The sequence below is a fragment of the Microbulbifer sp. Q7 genome, from assembly GCF_001639145.1.
In the GTDB taxonomy this organism is placed as follows: Bacteria; Pseudomonadota; Gammaproteobacteria; order Pseudomonadales; family Cellvibrionaceae; genus Microbulbifer.
Genome location: NZ_LROY01000001.1, coordinates 55,714 through 74,452, shown reverse-complemented (window position 1 = coordinate 74,452; position 18,739 = coordinate 55,714). Strand labels below are relative to the sequence as shown.

The window sequence follows — 18,739 nt, the reverse complement described above, 5'->3', positions numbered from 1 at the left end:
ACAACCCTTCAGCAGTTACTGAGACTTGCGCACCCGCAGGTACCACTCGGAAAGCAGCCGCACCTGCTTCTCGGTGTAGCCGCGCTCAACCATGCGCGCCACAAAGTCCGCATGTTTCTTCTGATCGTCTGCCGAGGCCTTGGTGTTGAAGGAAATCACTGGCAGCAGATCCTCGGTATTGGAGAACATCTTCTTCTCGATGACCGAACGCAGCTTCTCGTAGGACCGCCAGTCCGGATTCTTGCCCTGGTTGCCAGCGCGGGCGCGTAGTACGAAGTTGACGATCTCGTTGCGGAAATCTTTCGGGTTGGAAATGCCCGCAGGTTTTTCGGTTTTCTCAAGCTCCTCGTTCAGTGCCGCGCGGTCGAGGATCTCACCGGTTTCCGGATCGCGATATTCCTGATCCTGAATCCAGAAGTCCGCGTAAGTGACATAGCGGTCGAACAGGTTCTGGCCATACTCCGCATAGGACTCAAGGTAGGCCGTCTGGATTTCCTTGCCGATAAATTCCACGTAGCGCGGTGCCAAGTATTCCTTGATAAAGCCCAGATAGTTTTCCTGAATCTCCGGCGGAAACTGTTCCTGTTCGATCTGCTGCTCGAGTACATACAAGAGATGCACCGGGTTGGCGGCGACTTCCGTGGCGTCGAAGTTGAACACCTTGGACAGGATCTTGAAAGCGAAGCGGGTAGACAGGCCGTTCATGCCCTCGTCCACCCCGGCGTTGTCCCGGTATTCCTGAATGGTTTTCGCTTTCGGATCGGTGTCTTTTAGGTTTTCACCGTCATACACCCGCATCTTGGAGAACACACTGGAGTTTTCCGGGTTCTTGATGCGAGACAATACCGAAAACTGTGCCAGCATACGCAGGGTATCCGGGGCGCAGGGTGCCTTGGACAGCGAGCTGTGCTCCAGAAGTTTGTCGTAGATCTTCATTTCTTCCTTCACCCGCAGGCAGTAAGGCACCTTGACGATATAGATGCGGTCGAGGAAGGCTTCATTGTTGCGGTTATTGCGGAAGGTCTGCCACTCGGATTCGTTAGAGTGGGCGAGAATGATCCCGTTGAAAGGAATTGCGCCGAGGCCCTCGGTACTGTTGTAGTTGCCTTCCTGGGTGGCGGTGAGGAGCGGGTGCAGCACCTTGATGGGCGCCTTGAACATCTCCACAAATTCCATCAGGCCCTGGTTGGAACGGCACAGGCTGCCGGAAAAGCTGTAGGCGTCCGGGTCATTCTGCGGGAAGTCTTCCAGCTTGCGGATATCCACCTTACCCACCAGCGCAGAAATATCCTGGTTGTTCTCGTCGCCCGGCTCGGTTTTGGCGATGCTGATCTGATCCAGAATGGACGGACGGATTTTCACCACCTTGAATTTGGTGATATCACCGTTGAATTCATGCAGGCGCTTTACCGCCCAGGGCGACATGATGGTGTTTACATAGCGACGCGGAATGCCGTAGTCCTCCTCCAGAATCTGCCCGTCTTCGTGAGGGGAAAATAGCGCAAGGGGGGATTCGAACACCGGGGAGCCCTTGATGGCGTAGATCGGGATCTGCTCCATCATCGCCTTGAGGCGCTCCGCCAGGGAGGACTTGCCGCCGCCAACAGGGCCGAGCAGGTACAGTATCTGCTTCTTCTCTTCCAGCCCCTGGGCTGCATGGCGGAAGAAAGAAACAATCTGCTCGATCGCTTCCTCCATGCCGTAAAATTCATTGAATGCCTTGTAGCGCTTGATCACCTTGTTGGAAAAGATGCGCGAGAGTCGTGGGTCGCGGGAGGTGTCGATCAGCTCCGCCTCGCCAATGGCCATCAGCATACGCTCTGCCGGAGATGCGTAGGCGCTGCGGTCGTTTTTACATAGTTCCAGGTACTCCTGGATGGTGAGTTCTTCCTCCTGAATCGACTCGTAGCGTTCCAGGTAGTGATTGAATATCGACATGGTTTACGACTCCCTGTAGCGTACCGCGTCAGTTACCGGCCTCCTGCCGTGGAGTGCCTACTGCGCTGCAGCGTGTGATGACCGCGAATACATCTCGCAACGAATGCTGAAGGGCGCTGGCGCGCGAGATCGCTATCTTTATTACCTATTGATTGCGCGACGATGCTGCTGTCGCAACAGGGGGCCTGCTATCAGGTCCCGCACTTTCAGGATAGTCAGCGCTGTGGCCTTCAACGGTAGATAGGCACAACATAGGTTGAAAGAAGTGTCAGTTTTGCGAGGCCGGTTTAAGGCGTAGAATAGGTCGCACTAAGACAGCGTCGAGGGCGGTGGGTGATGTGCGCTGCGCCTGACCTGAAAATCGCGCAAGTACGCGACTGTAAATCCAAAGAAAAGGAAGATCATGAAAGTTCTGGTAACCGGGGGCGCCGGGTATATTGGCAGTCATACCTGTGTCGAGCTACTGCAGGCAGGGTTTGAGCCCGTCGTGGTGGATAATCTCTGCAATAGCAGCGAAGAAGCCCTGCGCCGGGTCGAGGCTATAACCGGCAAGTCTGTGCCTTTCCACCAGGTGGATATTCAGGACGCCGAAGGCCTGCGCAACATTTTTCGCGAACACAATGTCTCTGCGGTAATTCACTTCGCCGGACTCAAGGCGGTTGGCGAATCAGTTTCCATTCCGTTGCGCTATTACCAGAATAATGTTGCGGGCACCCTCACTCTGTGTGAGGTCATGGAAGAGTTTGGTGTGCGCCAGTTGATTTTTAGTTCCTCGGCCACGGTCTATGGCGACCCGGCGACGGTGCCCATTCGCGAAGACTTCCCCACCGGGGCCACCAACCCCTACGGCGCCAGCAAGCTGATGGTGGAAGATATGTTGCGGGACCTGTGCAAGGCTCCGGGTAACCAGTGGAAGGTGAGCCTGCTGCGCTACTTCAATCCCATTGGCGCCCACGAGAGCGGCACCATTGGCGAGGACCCCGCGGGTATCCCCAATAATCTGCTGCCTTACGTCGCCCAGGTCGCTGTGGGCCGCCTGCCCCAGCTGCAGGTGTTTGGCGACGACTACCCCACCCCCGACGGCACCGGTGTGCGGGACTACATCCACGTGGTCGATCTCGCCCGCGGTCATCTCGCGGCGCTGAACAAGCTGCAGCGGGCCGATACTGCGGCAGACTGCTACACCTACAACCTGGGTACCGGTCGCGGCAGCTCGGTGCTGGAAATTGTGCGCGCTTTTGCCGAGGCTGCGGATAAAGAGATCCCTTATAAAGTGGTTCCCCGTCGCCCCGGTGACATCGCCGCGTGTTATGCCGATCCCACCTATGCAGAGCAGGAGTTAGGCTGGAAAACCGAGCTCGGCCTGAAACGTATGGTGGAGGATACCTGGCGCTGGCAGTCGCAGAACCCCAAGGGGTATGCGGAGTAGCGCACTGGCGTCTGCCACGATCGGGCGGCGGATGCCGGATCTCAATGGGATCATCAAGCGGGCCTGCGGGCCCGTTTTTGTTTTTGTTGTGTACTTGGTGCGATCGTCTCAATGAAGGCCTGGGGTGAGCGAATCTGTGTAATGGCGTGTAATGGCAGATTGTTGAAGTCTGCGCAAATTCGAATAATCATGCGCCGGTAGCTTTGCCGGACTGGATGACCGGCTGGCAAAGGAAATCATCAAAAGGAACACAGGAATCGTCATGGAACATACCGCATCCTCCCCCGCCGGCGACCCGAGCGAACATTTCACCTCTGAACAAGTCGTACCCGCGCCATGGCGTGCCACGGGCTGGCTGGTGGTGTTCGCGCTGCTGCATTTTATCGGCGTATTTTTCTATATCGCAGGCTACGGCGGCTATCTCGGTGCACAGCTGGGCGCGCAGGGGCAAGTGATGGACCCCGCGGTGATCCAAGCCCAGGTCGCCGCCCACGCCGCTACTCCCGGTGCCATGGCTGGCATGTATCTGGCGCAGTTCGCACTCATCCTGCCGGTGCTGCTACTAGTTTCCCGTTTTAAACATCAGAGCGCTGGCCAGACCCTGGCTATCCGCGCATTCCCCGTGAACCAAATACTGCCCTGGCTCGCAGTGCTGGCAGCATTTCTCGCCACGCAATTTATCGTGTACCGCCTGTTCGAGATTGACGCGGGCGATTTCATGCAGACCCTGGCGGGTAGCAAGCACCTGCTTCTCGCGCTGGTTCTGGTCATTGCCGCACCGCTACTGGAAGAGCTGGTTTTCCGCGGCTACCTGTTCCAGGCCTGGCGCAACACCCGCCTGGGCTTTAGCGGCACCCTGCTGCTGACCTCTGTGCTGTTTACCCTGCTGCACTGGGGCCAGTACAACCTGGTGCAGCTTGGTTTCATCTTCGCTTTCGCATTAATTCTCGGATTTACGCGGGAAAAAAGCGGCAGTGTACTGCTGCCTATGCTGTTGCATTTATGTAACAACCTTGTTGCGGCGATTGTGGTGCTGTATCTGGGAATCTTGTAACCGCGCACCGAATCAAATCCGGACCTGTGGTTGCAGCAGGTGGAGGTGATCGTGAGTGATTCACCTTTCCTACCCGGCCGAGGGCCTATCGATCGGCGTATGGAATGAATAAAAAACCCGGCGAAAAGCCGGGTTTTTTATTAGCTGTGAGCGAAGCGTCGTTTAGATACGGCGGCGACGCAGCAGGGCAGCGGCGAGAAGAGCCAGCAGGGCAAAGCCGGTGGCGCCACCACTGGAGTCATTGCCTTCGTCTTCATTCTCATCTTCACCCTGGTCGGTGTCTTCCTCATCTTCCGGGATTGAACTGTCGTCTTCCCGCGCGAGGCTGAATACCGCAGTGGTGCGCGCCGGTACCGTGAACACACCGTCGGTGACGGAAGCAGTTGCCAGTGCCGTATCCGCGGATGCCTGCTGCACCTCATGCAAAGTGAAGGGCAGGTCGGTGGCAGAGGCGAGGGTGAATTCCTGATCCTCTGCGCCGCCGTTAAACAGCACCAGAATCTGCGACGTATCCGCATCAAACTCCCCCGCCGGGTCATTCAGGTGCATGGCGATCAGGCCGGGAATCTGGTCCGGACCGGTGTTGGCGAAAGAGACCACGGACTGAACCGCTTCTTTTGTCGGCAGTCGGAAGAGCCCACTGCTGGCGCGGATCTGCAGCCACTCTTTGAATACCGCCAGCGCAAACTCACGATCTGCCTGCTGCGGTGCAATATCCGGGTTTGCCAGTAGCGGTGCCATCAGCCCCCAGTGGTCCTGATTCTTGTCGGCAATCGGCAGGCCCGCGCCCCAGTTGTCGGTAGCCAGCGAGTAATCGATGGCGTTGAACCAGTCGCCGGAGTTGTAACTGTCGCGGTCCATGGATTTGGAGCGCAGGATTTCCTGGCCGGCGTGTATGAACGGTACCCCCTGGGCGAGCATCACCAGTGAGGTACTGAAGTTCTGCAGGCGCACTCGATCGGCAACCGTGGTGGTGCTGTTGGCCTTGATCTGGATGCCGTCGAACAGGGTTTCGTTGTCGTGGGCGGCAACGTAGTTGATCGACTCCTGCGGGTCGCCGGTGTAGCCTGTGGGCTGGCCGTTGTAGATCAGCTCGGCGCCGGTCAACGTGGTGCCGACGGAAGTTTCCAGTGCATAGTCGGCCAGGTTACCAGCGAGGCTGATACGCACTTTATCCGCCAGTGTCAGCAGGGTTGCGCGCTCATCGTCTCCGCCGAACTTGCCATTGCTGTCGGTGAACAGTCCGGTACCAAAACCCTGCTCCTCGAATCCGCCGAACGGATTCCCGCCGCGCACGGAATCCCGCAGGCGATCATTAAAGGTACCGACACCGGTGCCTGCCATATTGCTTTGGCGTGCCTGCACGAAGCGAGCATCGTCAACCACCTCACCGAAGTTCCAGCCTTCCCCGTACAGATACATGGAGGAGCCATCTACGCCGTCGGCCTCCAGGGTGAGAGCCTGCAGATCACTGGCCACGTTCAGGATGTTTTCCTTGCTGTGGTGGCCCATCAGGTCAAAGCGGAAGCTGTCTACCTTGTAGGCGGTGGCCCAGGTTTTCATGGAATCGCGCATCAGCTTTTCCATCATGGTGTGCTCGCTGGCGGTGTTTGCACAGCAGCTGCTCATTTCCACAAAACCCTCGCCGTTACGACGGTGGTAATAGCCGGGAACGATCTTGTCCAGTATAGAGTTGTCGTACTGGGCAAAGGAGCTGGTGTGGTTGTACACCACATCCATCACCACACGCAGGCCCATATCACTCAGTGACTGGACCATCTCGCGGAACTCGATAATCCGCTGCACACCGTTCGGGTCGGTGGAATAGCTGCCTTCCGGGACGGTGAAGTGCAGCGGGTCGTAACCCCAGTTGAAGCCATCTTCATCGCGGATAGCGTTAACGGCGGCCTGCTGCTCGGTGCTGTCTGCGGCGTAAACACTGAGATCGCCAGTCGTTTTCAGTTCCTCGCGTGCTTCATTTACAGTAGCGAAGTCAAACGCGGGCAGCAGGTGCACGTGGGTCAGCCCAGCTGCCGCTAGTTCCGCCAGGTGCAGGCTGCCGCGACCGTCTTCGGCAAAGGCCGCAAAGGTTCCACGGGCGGGCTCACTCACCATGTCGTCTTCGATGCTGAAATCACGCACGTGCAGTTCGTATACGGAAATATCTTCCGCCTTCGCCAATGCCGGCTTCATCAACGAGTCCCAGCCTTCCGGTTTCAGGTCATCGTCATTCAGGTTGACGATCTGAGACTTGTAGGAGTTGGTGGAGAGGCTCAGGGAGTAGGGGTCGGTCACCCAGTTGTTTTCGATCTTGCGTGTCGCATAGGAGTAGACCTCTACTTCGTACATATAGAACTTGCGGTCCCAGTCGATACTGGTAGAGGCAGTCCACACGCCATTGTTTTCGGTCATATCCACCTGGGTGGTCGGTGCGTACTGATCGCCGCTGTCGAACAGGTGCACCCTGACGGATTTTGCCGTGGGTGCCCACAGGGCAAACTCAATGGCGTTTTCGCCAACCATCGCACCGAGCGTCCCTTCGTAGGCGAATTGTGCATCCAGCACGCCCGGTGTTTGCACGCCGGTGGCATCGACGATCGTACCTTCGGCATCGAAAATTGCCACGGCCAGTTGGCCTTTAACCAGTGCATGGATATCGGCGTCGGTCGGTACCGTGAAGGTGGTGGCATTTGCCAGGTGCGGGAATTTTTCGCTGACCGCTTCGGCCGGGCCGCCGGCGTTGTGGGTCAGGGGAATTGCGGTATCGCCGGTGACACCATCCGGGCCAAGGGTCAGTGTGGCGCTCGTGCTCGCCACCAATTGGGCGCTGCCACCTTCGGGCAGGGTAACCGGCCATACGATGGTGTTGCTATCGACCCAGTGTGCTTTGTCGGTGGTCAGGTCACCACGGGGGACACCGTCCGTGCTGACCACTACGTTTTTTGTGTTGCTGTCGAAGGCAAAATAGACTTCTTTTCCTGCCTCTGCCGTAAACGCAATATTTTGCCCATTGGCGTCGCCGTAACTTTCATCCCAGCCCTCATTCAGAGCCGCTTTCATCTGGTAATCACCAGCGGGTAGCGCATCGGTAATGAAGGTGTAGATGCCGTCGCCGTCTACGTCCTGGAGCCAGGTCTGCAGACAATCGGGCTGCCAGTCCCCGGGGCAGCCCAGTTCGCTCTGAAAGTCACCCGCTGCGGTGACGATGGAGTGTCTTACGTTGTCTGCAATCCAGTTGGTCGCGTGGTCATAGATGAATGTAACCGAGCGCTCGGCTGCGAGGTTCAGCGGGATATTGCCGCCGCCCGCATCGGCGTAGCCGCCGTAGTTTTCGTCCCAGGATCCGTTGATCGCCACTTTGTATTCGTAATCACCCGCGGGCAGGGTGTAGGTGCCTCGCCACAGATCATCGTTCGCATCGTAGCTCAGTTGCGACGCTTCGCAGGCTGGATCCCAGTCGCCAGCGCACCCGATCGGGGTCTGGATCGTGCCGGGAATATTGACCAGGGAAAGTTCGGAGTTTGTAGTCTGGGCAGTACTACCGGCCGAGGCGGAGATAGCGATCGCCAGAAGAGAGACCGTACGAATATGACAGGCGCGACGTTTGCGCCCGCGCGTGCGCGAGGAAGCTTGCATGCTGTATGACCTTATTGTTTCTATTATTAATTTTCTGCCAGCCTGCGCCGTTGTTGTTCGCCGCAAGCGGACACACCATCGCTACATGCGCCCCCTCAAACCGACGGGTGCTGATTGCATGTACAAAATCGGAAAATTGATTAGAGGCCAGGCGTGATCAAACGGCATCCCACCCGGAGGGGGAGGAGGAAATTGTAATCAGGGGTGGTGGGGGATGAGAGAAAGGGCGCAGGGTGTAGCTGCTTGCGGGGGTTACGCCTGCCGGGCGGTTTGTAGGTGTCGGCTAGCTATCGGCGAGCGAAAGGGGCTGTGTGGCACGGGCGCCCGGTCTATGGGGTGCAATCCGCACAATAAAATGATTCATCTTCCAGCCGCAGGGCGGTGAGATATCCACCCCACACACACCCTGTATCCAGCGCGTACACATTCTTCGTGTTCGCTTCACCCTCCAGCGCCGCCCAGTGGCCGAAGATCACCCGGTCGTTTTTGGTTTTACGGTTCTTATAACTGAACCAGGGTTTGTAATCGTGGTGGGCCGCCAGTGGGCCCTGCTTGGTCACCAGGTCCAGGGTGCCGTCTTCCTTGCAGAAGCGCATGCGGGTGAAATAGTTGGTGATGGAGCGCAGTCGCTCGACGCCGATCAGGTGGTCGCTCCACTTGTGCGGTTCATTGCCATACATGCCAAAGAAGTAGGCCTCCGCCATGGCCGGGTCCTGCAGGGTTCTGTGTACCTCGCCCGCCAGTTCCAACGCCTTGCTCATGCTCCACATGGGCGGGATGCCTGCATGCACCATAGAAAAGTACTTGTCATTGACTTTCTTGTGCACCATCAGTGGCTGCTTTTGCAGCCAGCCAAGCAGCTTATCGGCGTCCTTTGCGCGCAGCACTTCCGCCAGGTCATGCTCCTTGTCGGTCAGGCGTTTGGCGCCGTGGGCGATGGCAAGCAGGTGCAGGTCGTGATTGCCGAGTACGGCGGTGACCTGGCTGCGGTGCTCGTACAGGAAGCGCAGGGTGCCGAGACTGTCCGGGCCGCGGTGCACCATGTCACCGGCGAGCCACAGCTTGTCCTTGTCCGGGCGGAAGTGGACTTTCTTTAGCAGTCGTTGCAGCGGTTCCAGGCAGCCCTGAATATCGCCAATTGCATAGGTTGCCAAGTGAGGCTCCCGCTTATGGTTTCGGTGATTCGGGCGCGGACAACTGGCTGCAGTAATTGGCCAGCTCCACATATTCCTTCACGCCGAGGGTTTCCGGCCGGCGGCTGGTGTCTACCGGCAGCTGTTCCGGGTCGAGGTCCGGGAACAGCGGTTTCAGGGCATTGCGCAGGGTCTTGCGGCGCTGCTGAAAGGCGACACTGACGATGCGCTCCAGCAGCTCTTCGTCCTCGGCTGGGTACGGCAGGCTCTGGTGTGGTACCAGACGCACGATGGCGGAGTCGACCTTGGGTGCCGGGCGGAAAGATTGCGGGGGTACCGGAAACAACCCCTGCACGCGGCAGTGGTACTGGGTCATCACGCTCAGTCGGCCAAAGGCTTTCACCCCGGGCACCGCACTCAGGCGGTCCACCACTTCCTTCTGCAGCATAAAGTGCATGTCCTGAATCTTGCCGCGGAAGCTCAGCAGGTGAAACAGCAGTGGAGTCGAAATGTTGTAGGGGAGGTTGCCCACGATGCGCAGTTGTTCCCCATCCCCTTGTGCCAGGCTGCCAAAGTCGAACTTGAGCGCATCTTTTTCGATGATGGTGAAATCCGGGTAGTCGCGGAATTTGAATTCCAGCATGGGGATCAAATCCCGGTCCAGTTCCACCGCAGTCAGTGACGGGCACTTGTCCAGCAGCAGGGCGGTAATGGCACCCTGACCGGGGCCAATTTCCACCAGCTTGTCGGTGTCCTTGGGGCCGATGGCGCGCACGATCCGTTCGATGATGTTTTCGTCGACGAGAAAATTCTGGCCGAAACGCTTGCGCGCTTTGTGTTGGAAAAAGTTGTCCATGAAGCTGTTCGTATGGGTAAAAAGTTAGGGCGCGCTGTGTCGTCGTTAAATGGCGCGCAGTTGGGCCAGTTCAATGGCCTGGCTGACGGCGGCCAGTAGGCTGCCGCTATCGGCGATTCCCTGCCCGGCAATATTAAGTGCCGTGCCGTGATCCACGGAGGTGCGGATAAACGGCAGCCCCAGGGTGATATTGATCGCGCGCCCGAATCCCTTGAATTTTAACACCGGCAGCCCTTGGTCGTGGTACATGGCGAGTACCGCGTCACAGCGGGCCAGTTGTGGCGGGGTAAACAATGTGTCGGCGGGCAGTGGGCCGATCAGATTGAGGCCGAGACCGCGCAGGGTGTCGAGTGCTGGCGTGATCACGTCGATTTCTTCCCGCCCCAGGTGTCCGCCTTCACCGGCGTGGGGGTTGAGGCCGCACACGCCGATACGGGGGTGTTCGATACGGAACTGCTGTTGCAGGCTGCGGTGCAGAATGGTCAACACCTGCTGCAGGGTGTCGGCACTGATGGCGCTGCTCACATCTTTCAGGGGAATATGGGTGGTGGCCAGTGCCACCCGCAGGTCGTCGGCCGCCAGCATCATCACCACTTTCTCCACACCCGCCTGTTCTGCAAAGAACTCGGTGTGGCCGCTAAACGGTGTGCCGGATTCGTTGATCACCCCTTTGTGCACCGGGCCGGTGACTACGGCATCGAAGGTGCGGTTGAGGCAGCCCTGCGCGGCGCGCTCGAGGGTTTCCAGCACATAGTGGCCGTTGGCGCTGTTGAGCTGGCCGGCGTGGGCGGGAGCGGCGAGGGACACCGGCAGCAGGTACAGGGCCCCCTCGGGGGTGGCGGCAGGAGGCTCGCTGGGATCGAAGGGCAGCAGCTGTAGCGGCTTGCCCTGCCTGGCGGCTTCCTGTTGCAGTAACTCGGGGTCGGCAATGGCGACGATTTGTGCCCGCGCGATATCCGCCGGACGCCCGGCGCAGGCCAGTTTGACGGCGAGCTCCGGGCCGATCCCGGCGGGCTCGCCGGGGGTGAGGGCGATGCGAGGGGTCATCCGGTTACTGGTTTTCCCCGGCTTCGTCGGCGGCGGGTTCTTTCAGTTCCGGCAGCTTGATTTCGACGTAGGCCTGGTCCCGGATTTCCTGACGCCAGTTCTGCAGCTCTTCCTCGTAACGGCGGTTGCGCAGCAGGTTGGCGGCCTGGTTACGGATGTATTGGTCGGTCATGTCCTGCTGGCGGCGACCTTCAACCTGCAGGATGTGCCAGCCAAACTGGCTGCGGAACGGCAAGCTGATCTCGCCGACCGGGGTGTTGTTCATGGCCTGGGTAAACTCGGGCACAAACTGGCCTGGCATGGACCAGCCGAGGTCGCCGCCCTGCAGCATGGTGCCGATATCTTCGGAATTATCTTTGGCGGCATCTTCGAACTTGAGTTCGCCGGCGCTGATTTTTTCCCGCAGGTCTGTGAGCAGTTTGTATGCGGCATCGTCGTCGCGGATGGCCGAGGTTTTCACCAGGATATGGCGCACCTTGGTCTGCTCCACCACCTGCTCTGCAGCGCCGCGCTGCTCGTGAATTTTGAGCAGGTGGAAACCGGCATCGCTGCGGAATGGCTTGGTGGTATCGCCCACGCTCAGGCCTTCCAGTGCATCGGCAAACAGGGTCGGCAGTTCGACCGTCTTGCGCCACCCCAGGTCACCGCCCTGCAGGGCGTTCTGGCCGGCCGAGTTGGAAATGGCCAGGGCGCGGAAGTCTTCACCGTTGGTGGACTTTTCGTAAATGGATTCCGCTTTGGCGCGCGCTGCGGTCACATCTTCAGCGGGGGCGCTGGAGCTGACCGGGATCAGGATGTGGCCCAGCTGATACTGCGGCGACTTCCAGAATTCGCCCTCTTTCGAGCGCAGGAAGTTGTTGATGTCCTGGTCGGTAATCTGGATACGCCGCCCGACACTGCCCTGCTCGACGCGACGGATAATCAGTTCCTGGCGGATCTGCTGGCGGAAGGCATTGTTGGAGATGCCGTCGGCTTCGAGCTTGCGCTGAAACTCCTGGGGGGACGCCCCCATGTTCTGCTGAACCCGGGCGATGGCCTGATCCAGCTCCTCCTCGGCGATGGTGACACCGGCACGGGCCCCCATCTGCAGTTGCAGGCGCTCGACGATCAGTTGCTCCAGCACCTGGCGGCGCAGGATATCGATGGGGGGTGCCTGCACATTTTGCGCAGCGATCTGCTGGGTGATGGTATCCATGCGCTGTTGCAGCTCGCTGGCCATGACGACATCGTCGTCGACCACCGCGACAACCCGGTCGAGTTTTTGTACCTGCGCAGTGGCGGGCAGGGCCAGCGCGCACAGGGCGGCGCAGGCCAACAGGCCGCGGCGAAGAGGGGTGAACATCTGCATTATTGTCATCACTGTTTCAGTACTTCTCGTTGTTCAAAGTTGGCAATGCCCTGGCTCAGGATCCGGGTAACCGAACCTCCGAGGCCGGCGAGTCCCTTCAGTTGCAGTTCAATATAGATACCTTCATCGAACTCCAGCTCTTCCGGGGGCACCACATCCGCCAGGTCATTATCCAGCTCACGCCGCCACAGTACCCGGGTACGGTAGCAACAGGTGTCATATTCGAGTCCAGCGAGGTATTCCAGTTCCCTGTCGAAGGTGAAATCGTAGTTGGCTCGGGCGAGGATGGAAAGCCGGTCATTGATCGGCCAAGCGACGGAAACATCCGCCTGCCGCACGGGACCCTGTATCAGGAAGGAATCCGTGGCGTCGAATCTCTCCTCTTTGCGCAGATAGCGGTAGCCGACATTGAACAGTCGGTAGTCGTCATCCAGGTAGCGCAGGGTGAAGTTGCCGCGATTGATGGTGTGGTCGGTGTCGTGATAAATCACCTCGCTGCTGATGCGCAGGGAGTCCGTGGGGCGGCTCTCCAGGCGTGCGGCAAACTCCGAGCGCGGCACATCTTCGATAAACTGGGCCAGTTCGATGCGGCTGGCCTCGGAATAGAAAATCTGGCCGGCGCTGGCGGCGAACAGGTCGCGCCCGCTGCGCGGGTCCACAAAGCGGGTGGTGAGACCAATGGCGGCGCGGTCGGCGTCGTCGATGCGGTCGTTACCGTTGAAGCGGCTGCTGCGGAACAGCTGATCGTAGCTGAAGGTAAACAGCGAGGTGTCGTAGAGCAGGTCGTTGCCGCCGTCGCCGTTGCTGGTGCTCACGTTGAGAAAGTCCGTCTGGTCGGCTTCGCTGCTGGCCATCAGGAACAGGCGGGGTTCCAGCGTCTGCACATATTCATAGTCGAACAGAGTGTCGCTGCGCTCAAAAAACAGGCCGCTGTCGATGGTGATCTGACCGGCAGACGCCTCCGGCGTGTCCATGCTGGGGTCGGCGAGGAAGGTGTCGGCCAGTTCGTACCCCAGGTAGATACCGGTAATTTCCGGATTGAAAAAGCCCCACAGCCACTGTTTGTCCCAGCCGAAGCTGTAGTCCACGCGGGTGCGGGTGGCGTTGACAAAATTCCGCGTGCTGGTGGTGACGCTATTGGGGTCGTCCACATCGGCAATAAAGCGGATGGTCTGGGTGTCATCGTGGTCGAAGCTGGTGATCTCGTGATTCATCAGCAGCTGCCAGTCGCCCCACTTGTAGCTGCCATCCAGATTTATCCGCGGCAGCTGGCTGTAGGTATCAAAGCGATCTTTGGATAACTGCTGATATTCCTGCGCGCGGATACTGGCGCGCCAGTGTTCACTGGTGAGGCTGGCCTCTGCCGTCTGGTTGAGGTTGGTGAGCGCCCGCGCATTCACGTTTTGCGGGACTTTCAGCTCGGCGTTGTCCAGGTCACGGAAATAGTCCGGGTCGCTGACCTTGGAGTAGTCGATCCGCGTGCGCCACAGGCCGCCGTTGCCACCAACCTGGTCCAGGTTCAGGTACCAGCGGTCCTCGCCCTTGGCGGGCAGCACCAGATCCTCCGGGAAGCCCTCATTGATCAGTCGGCGGGCGTCCTCATCGTCGCCGCCCTTGTCATTGGGCAGGCCTGCCGCGCGCGCTTCGGTGCTGAACCATTCGCTCAGGTGGCGGGTTTCAATCTCCAGACCGGTGCCGCGGTACTGCACATAGCGCGGCACAATGGTGGCGTCGAACTGCGGGGCAATATTCCAGTAATAGGGCACGGCAATGTCCCAGCCGTTTTCATCGCTGTTGCTGATACTGGGAAAAAGCAGGCCGGACATACGGTCATCGCCAACCGGGAAGCGCAGATAGGGGAAGTAGAACACCGGGATATCGGCAATTTCCAGGCGCACATTGCGCGCGGTGCCCTGGCGTTCCACATTGTCGATGGCGATCTCTCCGCCGCGCATTCTCCAGAAAACGTCGTCCGGTTCACAGCGGGTGTAGTTGCCATCGGTCAGAATCAGCTCCCCACTGGCTTCTCGGGAAGCGAAGCGCGCGGATCCATGCACGAACTCGTCGTGCACCACGTAGGTGGCATCTTCGATGGAGGCCGCTTTGCTGTCGGTATGGATCTCGGCGGCCTTGCCGCGCACCAGCAGGCTCGGTTCGCGCATTTCGATGGCGCCGCTCAGGTAGGCGGTGCTTTCCGCCCGATTCACATTGACCTGGTCGGCAAACAGCTGCCGGTAGCCCTGGGTAATGTGCACATTGCCGCGCAGCTGCGCGGTACCATCTTCCAGCCAGTTAGAGCTGTCGGCCGTGGCGCGCAGAGGGGCCTGTTCCGGCAGCAGGTCGGCGTTGGGATACAGTCGTGGGGGCTCGATAAACGCGCCGCCACACACCGGCGCCAGCGTGTGGCGGTAGGTCGGGTCCAACTGGGACTTGGAAAACCAGTCCAGGTGCAGGTAGGGGTTGTCGGATGATAGGGTGCCCGTTACCGCCGAGGCCCGGGGCGAGTCGGTGTCGGCCGCATCCGCCGCCGCCAGCCACAGGGGCTGGGCAGCGAGCAGGCCGAAAGCGAGGGAGCGCGGGCGTGATAATTGTCCAATAGCCAGCGCAAGGCGGCGCCAGCGGGAAGCTTCCAGCATCGAGTGATTGGTTCCAGCTATCTTTAGAATCTGTTCTGGTGGCGAGAATGTGCGATCAGATCGCATTGCGCGGCCCCCAAAAGGGAACTAACGCCGGGCAGTGTGACAGAAACTGCGGTGAAGTCCGCAACAATGTGTGCTGCCGGCAAAAGCTGGTGCGCAAAAATCAGCGGTCGATTCTACTTGAATGGCCGTACCCATGGAAACAATAGCGGGTGAACCCGGGCGCCGGCGCAGTTACAATGCGCAGTTTTTAGGCGGCTGACGGGCCGGGAAGGCTGAAAACCCGCCGTAAAATGAATTGATTTATGCAGGTAGCGGATGAATGAACGTGTGAACGAAGCCCCGGATGAGCGCCGCCAACAGCTGCGCCAGTGGGCGGCCCGCGCCCTGCAGAGTGGCCACGACGCGCTGCAGGTGCCGCCTGTGGCAAGCAGCCTGGATTTGAAGCCCCTGTCAGGAGACGCCGGATTCCGGCGCTATTTTCGTACCGATACCGCCCCGACGCTGATCGCGGTGGACTCTCCGCCGGGCAAGACCAACGTCAGCCGCTTCGTCGCCCTGGCCGACTACCTGCGCCGCAATGGGATTCACACCCCGCTGGTAATCGCCGCAGACATCGAGCAGGGCTATATGCTGCTGGAAGATCTGGGTGATACACAGCTGTTGCGTGAGCTGAACCCAGACAGCGTCTCTGGCCTCTATGCGGAAGTCATGAACGAGTTGCTCTGCCTGCAGCAGATCAGCCGCCCAGAGGGCATGTTCCCGCCCTATGACCGCGCACTGTTGCACATGGAAATGCGCCTGTTGCCGGAGTGGCTGATTGGCAAGCTGCTGCAGCGGGAGATTTCCGAAGAAGAGAATCAGCTGCTCGAGCGCACCTTCGCACACCTGCTGGACAGCGCCAGTGCCCAGCCCCAGGTGCTGGTGCACCGGGACTACCACAGTCGCAACCTGATGATCCGCGACGGCGAACGGCCGGGAGTGGTGGATTTCCAGGATGCGGTGTGGGGGCCGGTCACCTACGACCTGGCTTCGCTGTTGCGCGACTGCTACATCCGCTGGCCTCAGGAGCAGGTAGAGCGCTGGGCGCTGGCCTATGCATCGTCGGCGATCGATAGCGGTGTCATCCCGGAAGTTCAGGCGGAAACCTTCCTGCGCTGGTTCGACTGGATGGGCCTGCAGCGCCATTTCAAAGTACTTGGCCTGTTCCCGCGCCTGTATCTGCGCGACGGCAAGCACGGCTACCTGCCGGATCTGCCCCTGGTGATCCGCTACACACTGGAAGTGTGTGATAAATATCCGGAGCTTCAGCCATTCTCCGACTGGTTCCGCCAGGAAATCCTGCCCCTGATCGAGCTGCAGGACTGGTACCGCGACTACCGAACCGCCGGCGAACGCCAGGCCCTGGAAACCGAAACCCCCAAATAAGTGCCAAGATGACCAGCAGACACAATTCCGCTCCTGCCGCCATGGTGCTCGCCGCCGGGTTCGGCAAGCGCATGCGCCCGCTCACCGATCACACCCCGAAACCGCTGATCCCGGTGTTGGGCAAACCCCTGATCGAATATGCCATCGAGCGCCTTGCGCAGGCGGGGGTCACCAACCTGGTCATCAACCTCGCCCACCTGGGTGGCAAGATCCGCGATCACCTGGGCAGCGGTGAACGCCTCGGCGTCACTATCCAGTACTCCGCAGAAAGTGAGCCCCTGGAAACTGCCGGCGGCATAAGCAAAGCCTTACCGTTACTGGGTGATGCGCCGTTTCTGGTGGTCAACGGCGACGTCTGGTGCGATTTCGACTTCAGCCACTGGGTCAATAACCCGCTGCCGCAACACTGCCCCGGCCGCCTGTTGATGGTGCCCAATCCACCGCACAATCCCGAGGGCGACTTCGGCATCGACCAAGGCCTGCTCTCCGGCACCACCAAGCCCAGATATACCTTCGCCGGCATTAGCTACCTGCGTCCGGAGATCCTCACCAGCTACCCCAATGCCCGCGAGCGCTACGGCCTGGGTGAGGTCTTTGCCTTTAACGAAGACAAGATGCAGGCGGAAGTCTACGAAGGTGACTGGTGCGATGTGGGCACCCCAGAAAGGCTGAATAAACTGGAAGAAAGACTGAGAGCCAGTTAACCCACCCGTTAACGAAGCACAAAAGTAGAAATCGAAGGCCGGGTACCCAGTGGAGCTTTTCGGGATCGTCGCAAACAGGATGTTTGCGCCGAAGCGCCCAGGGATGGGTTCACAGCGGTCCCGAAAAGCTCCACTGGGTGCCCGGCCGCCACCGGCGGTCGTAAAAAACTTCAAGGACCCCGGAGCTACAACCAAAGCACCGAGACGAGAAAATGCCAGACTACAAAATTGCACCTTCCATCCTTTCCGCCAACTTCGCCCGCCTGGGTGAGGAAGTCGATAACGTCCTCGCCGCCGGCGCCGACTGGGTGCATTTCGACGTAATGGACAACCACTACGTCCCCAACCTCACCATCGGCCCCATGGTCTGCAAAGCCCTGCGCAACCACGGCGTCACCGCCCCCATCGACGTCCACCTCATGGTTGAGCCCGTCGACGACATGATCCGCATGTTCGCCGACGCCGGCGCCACCTACATCACCTTCCACCCGGAAGCCAGCAAACACGTCGACCGCTCCCTGCAACTGATCCAGTCACTGGGGTGCAAGGCCGGCCTGGTATTCAACCCGGCCAGCAGCCTCGACGCCGCCAAATACGTAATGGACAAGCTCGACATGATCCTCCTCATGTCCGTAAACCCCGGCTTCGGTGGCCAGAAATTCATCCCCGCCACCCTCGACAAGCTCAAAGAAGCCCGCAAACTCATCGACGACTCCGGCCTCGACATCCGCCTGGAAATCGACGGCGGCGTCACCAAAGACAACATCCGCGAAATCGCCCAGGCCGGTGCCGACAGCTTTGTTGCCGGCTCTGCCATCTTCAATGCGGATGACTATGCGGAAGTGATCAAAGTGATGCGTTCGGAGCTGGCTCAGGTGTGAGCTTCGTAGCCTTGGTGGCTTCGTAGGCGAGTCTGTGGCGGCCGGGCACCGGGTGGCGCTTTTCGGGACCGCTGTGAATACGTCCCTGTACGCTTCGTCGGCAACATCCCTGTTGCCGACGATCCCGAAAAGCGCCACCCGGCACCCAGCCTTCGCATCGTATTTCAGTACTCTGTTCGTACAGCCGTTCAGTGCACTCTGAGTTTGGATCGAAGCCGGAGTACCGGGTAAAGGTTTTTGAAAGCGTCGCAAACAGGATGTTTGCGCCGCAGCGCCCAGGGATGGGTTCACAGCGGTTTCAAAAACCTTTACCCGGTGCTTCGGCGCCTCTGCGACAGAAAAGAACCACCAAGGACCACAAATGGTCTAAAACGGCCAATTTCAAGTCACGAAATCTCAAGCTTGCCGCCTCTACCAGAGATTTGTACACTTGCTCGCCGGAATACAGGGAAGCAACTCGACGCTGCGACCCCAACGCTGCGAGAAAGTGACATTGAACTGCACTGCCCCCCACATCAACAGCTGGCGATGGCGCCACTGATCCGCTGAAGCCTGCAGGCCCATACAAGGGGTCCGACGGGCGCCTTTCCCGCGGGTAGGATTCCACCAACGATGTGCAATCCAAAATAAGACCCGCAGTAAAAAT

At 59.4% G+C, this 18,739-nt stretch carries 12 protein-coding genes; 5 read left to right on the top strand and 7 right to left on the bottom strand.

All coding sequences use genetic code 11. The features are described 5' to 3' along the window. Positions 1–15: 15 nt before the first annotated feature. Positions 16–1,938: a PrkA family serine protein kinase gene (locus tag AU182_RS00290; protein WP_066959261.1), complete on the bottom strand. Its 1,923-nt coding sequence runs from the start codon at positions 1,936–1,938 to the stop codon at positions 16–18. Positions 1,939–2,341: 403 nt separating this feature from the next. Here AU182_RS00290 and galE point away from each other — a divergent pair, with 403 nt between their 5' ends. Together galE and AU182_RS00280 are read left to right on the top strand one after the other, a co-directional pair. Beyond that, complete coding sequence (galE, locus tag AU182_RS00285) at positions 2,342–3,367, top strand: UDP-glucose 4-epimerase GalE (RefSeq protein ID WP_066959260.1); 1,026 nt, start codon at positions 2,342–2,344, stop codon at positions 3,365–3,367. A 262-nt stretch (positions 3,368–3,629) separates the two neighbouring features. Further along, complete coding sequence (locus AU182_RS00280; protein WP_066959259.1) at positions 3,630–4,421, top strand: CPBP family intramembrane glutamic endopeptidase; 792 nt, start codon at positions 3,630–3,632, stop codon at positions 4,419–4,421. 162 nt (positions 4,422–4,583) lie between these two features. Here AU182_RS00280 and pulA read toward each other — a convergent pair whose 3' ends face one another. From pulA to AU182_RS00250, 6 genes are all read right to left on the bottom strand, one after another. Continuing rightward, complete coding sequence (gene pulA / locus AU182_RS00275; protein WP_227718064.1) at positions 4,584–8,057, bottom strand: pullulanase-type alpha-1,6-glucosidase; 3,474 nt, start codon at positions 8,055–8,057, stop codon at positions 4,584–4,586. Between the two features lie 329 nt (positions 8,058–8,386). Then, the gene (locus tag AU182_RS00270; RefSeq protein ID WP_066959258.1) at positions 8,387–9,211 is read right to left on the bottom strand and encodes a symmetrical bis(5'-nucleosyl)-tetraphosphatase; all 825 of its coding nucleotides are present in this window, start codon (positions 9,209–9,211) and stop codon (positions 8,387–8,389) included. 13 nt (positions 9,212–9,224) lie between these two features. Further along, on the bottom strand, positions 9,225–10,046 hold the full coding sequence (gene rsmA, locus AU182_RS00265) for a 16S rRNA (adenine(1518)-N(6)/adenine(1519)-N(6))-dimethyltransferase RsmA (protein WP_066959255.1): 822 nt from the start codon (positions 10,044–10,046) through the stop codon (positions 9,225–9,227). A 45-nt stretch (positions 10,047–10,091) separates the two neighbouring features. Further along, complete coding sequence (gene pdxA, locus AU182_RS00260) at positions 10,092–11,093, bottom strand: 4-hydroxythreonine-4-phosphate dehydrogenase PdxA (RefSeq protein ID WP_066959253.1); 1,002 nt, start codon at positions 11,091–11,093, stop codon at positions 10,092–10,094. Between the two features lie 4 nt (positions 11,094–11,097). Beyond that, positions 11,098–12,435 carry a peptidylprolyl isomerase gene (locus AU182_RS00255; RefSeq protein ID WP_227718063.1) on the bottom strand — a complete coding sequence of 446 codons (1,338 nt, stop codon included), beginning with the start codon at positions 12,433–12,435 and terminating at the stop codon, positions 11,098–11,100. A 14-nt stretch (positions 12,436–12,449) separates the two neighbouring features. Next, positions 12,450–15,077 (bottom strand): LPS-assembly protein LptD, encoded by a 2,628-nt coding sequence (locus AU182_RS00250; RefSeq protein WP_066959249.1) that lies wholly within the window; start codon positions 15,075–15,077, stop codon positions 12,450–12,452. A 321-nt stretch (positions 15,078–15,398) separates the two neighbouring features. Here AU182_RS00250 and AU182_RS00245 point away from each other — a divergent pair, with 321 nt between their 5' ends. The 3 genes from AU182_RS00245 to rpe all read left to right on the top strand — a co-directional run bounded on the left by AU182_RS00245 (position 15,399) and on the right by rpe (position 18,093). Next, positions 15,399–16,508 (top strand): aminoglycoside phosphotransferase family protein, encoded by a 1,110-nt coding sequence (locus tag AU182_RS00245; RefSeq protein WP_066959247.1) that lies wholly within the window; start codon positions 15,399–15,401, stop codon positions 16,506–16,508. A gap of 8 nt (positions 16,509–16,516) precedes the next feature. Next, a complete protein-coding gene (murU, locus tag AU182_RS00240; RefSeq protein ID WP_066959245.1) occupies positions 16,517–17,212 on the top strand; it encodes an N-acetylmuramate alpha-1-phosphate uridylyltransferase MurU in 696 nt (231 codons plus the stop codon). A 212-nt stretch (positions 17,213–17,424) separates the two neighbouring features. Beyond that, a complete protein-coding gene (rpe, locus tag AU182_RS00235; protein WP_066959243.1) occupies positions 17,425–18,093 on the top strand; it encodes a ribulose-phosphate 3-epimerase in 669 nt (222 codons plus the stop codon). The last annotated feature ends 646 nt before the right edge of the window (positions 18,094–18,739 follow it).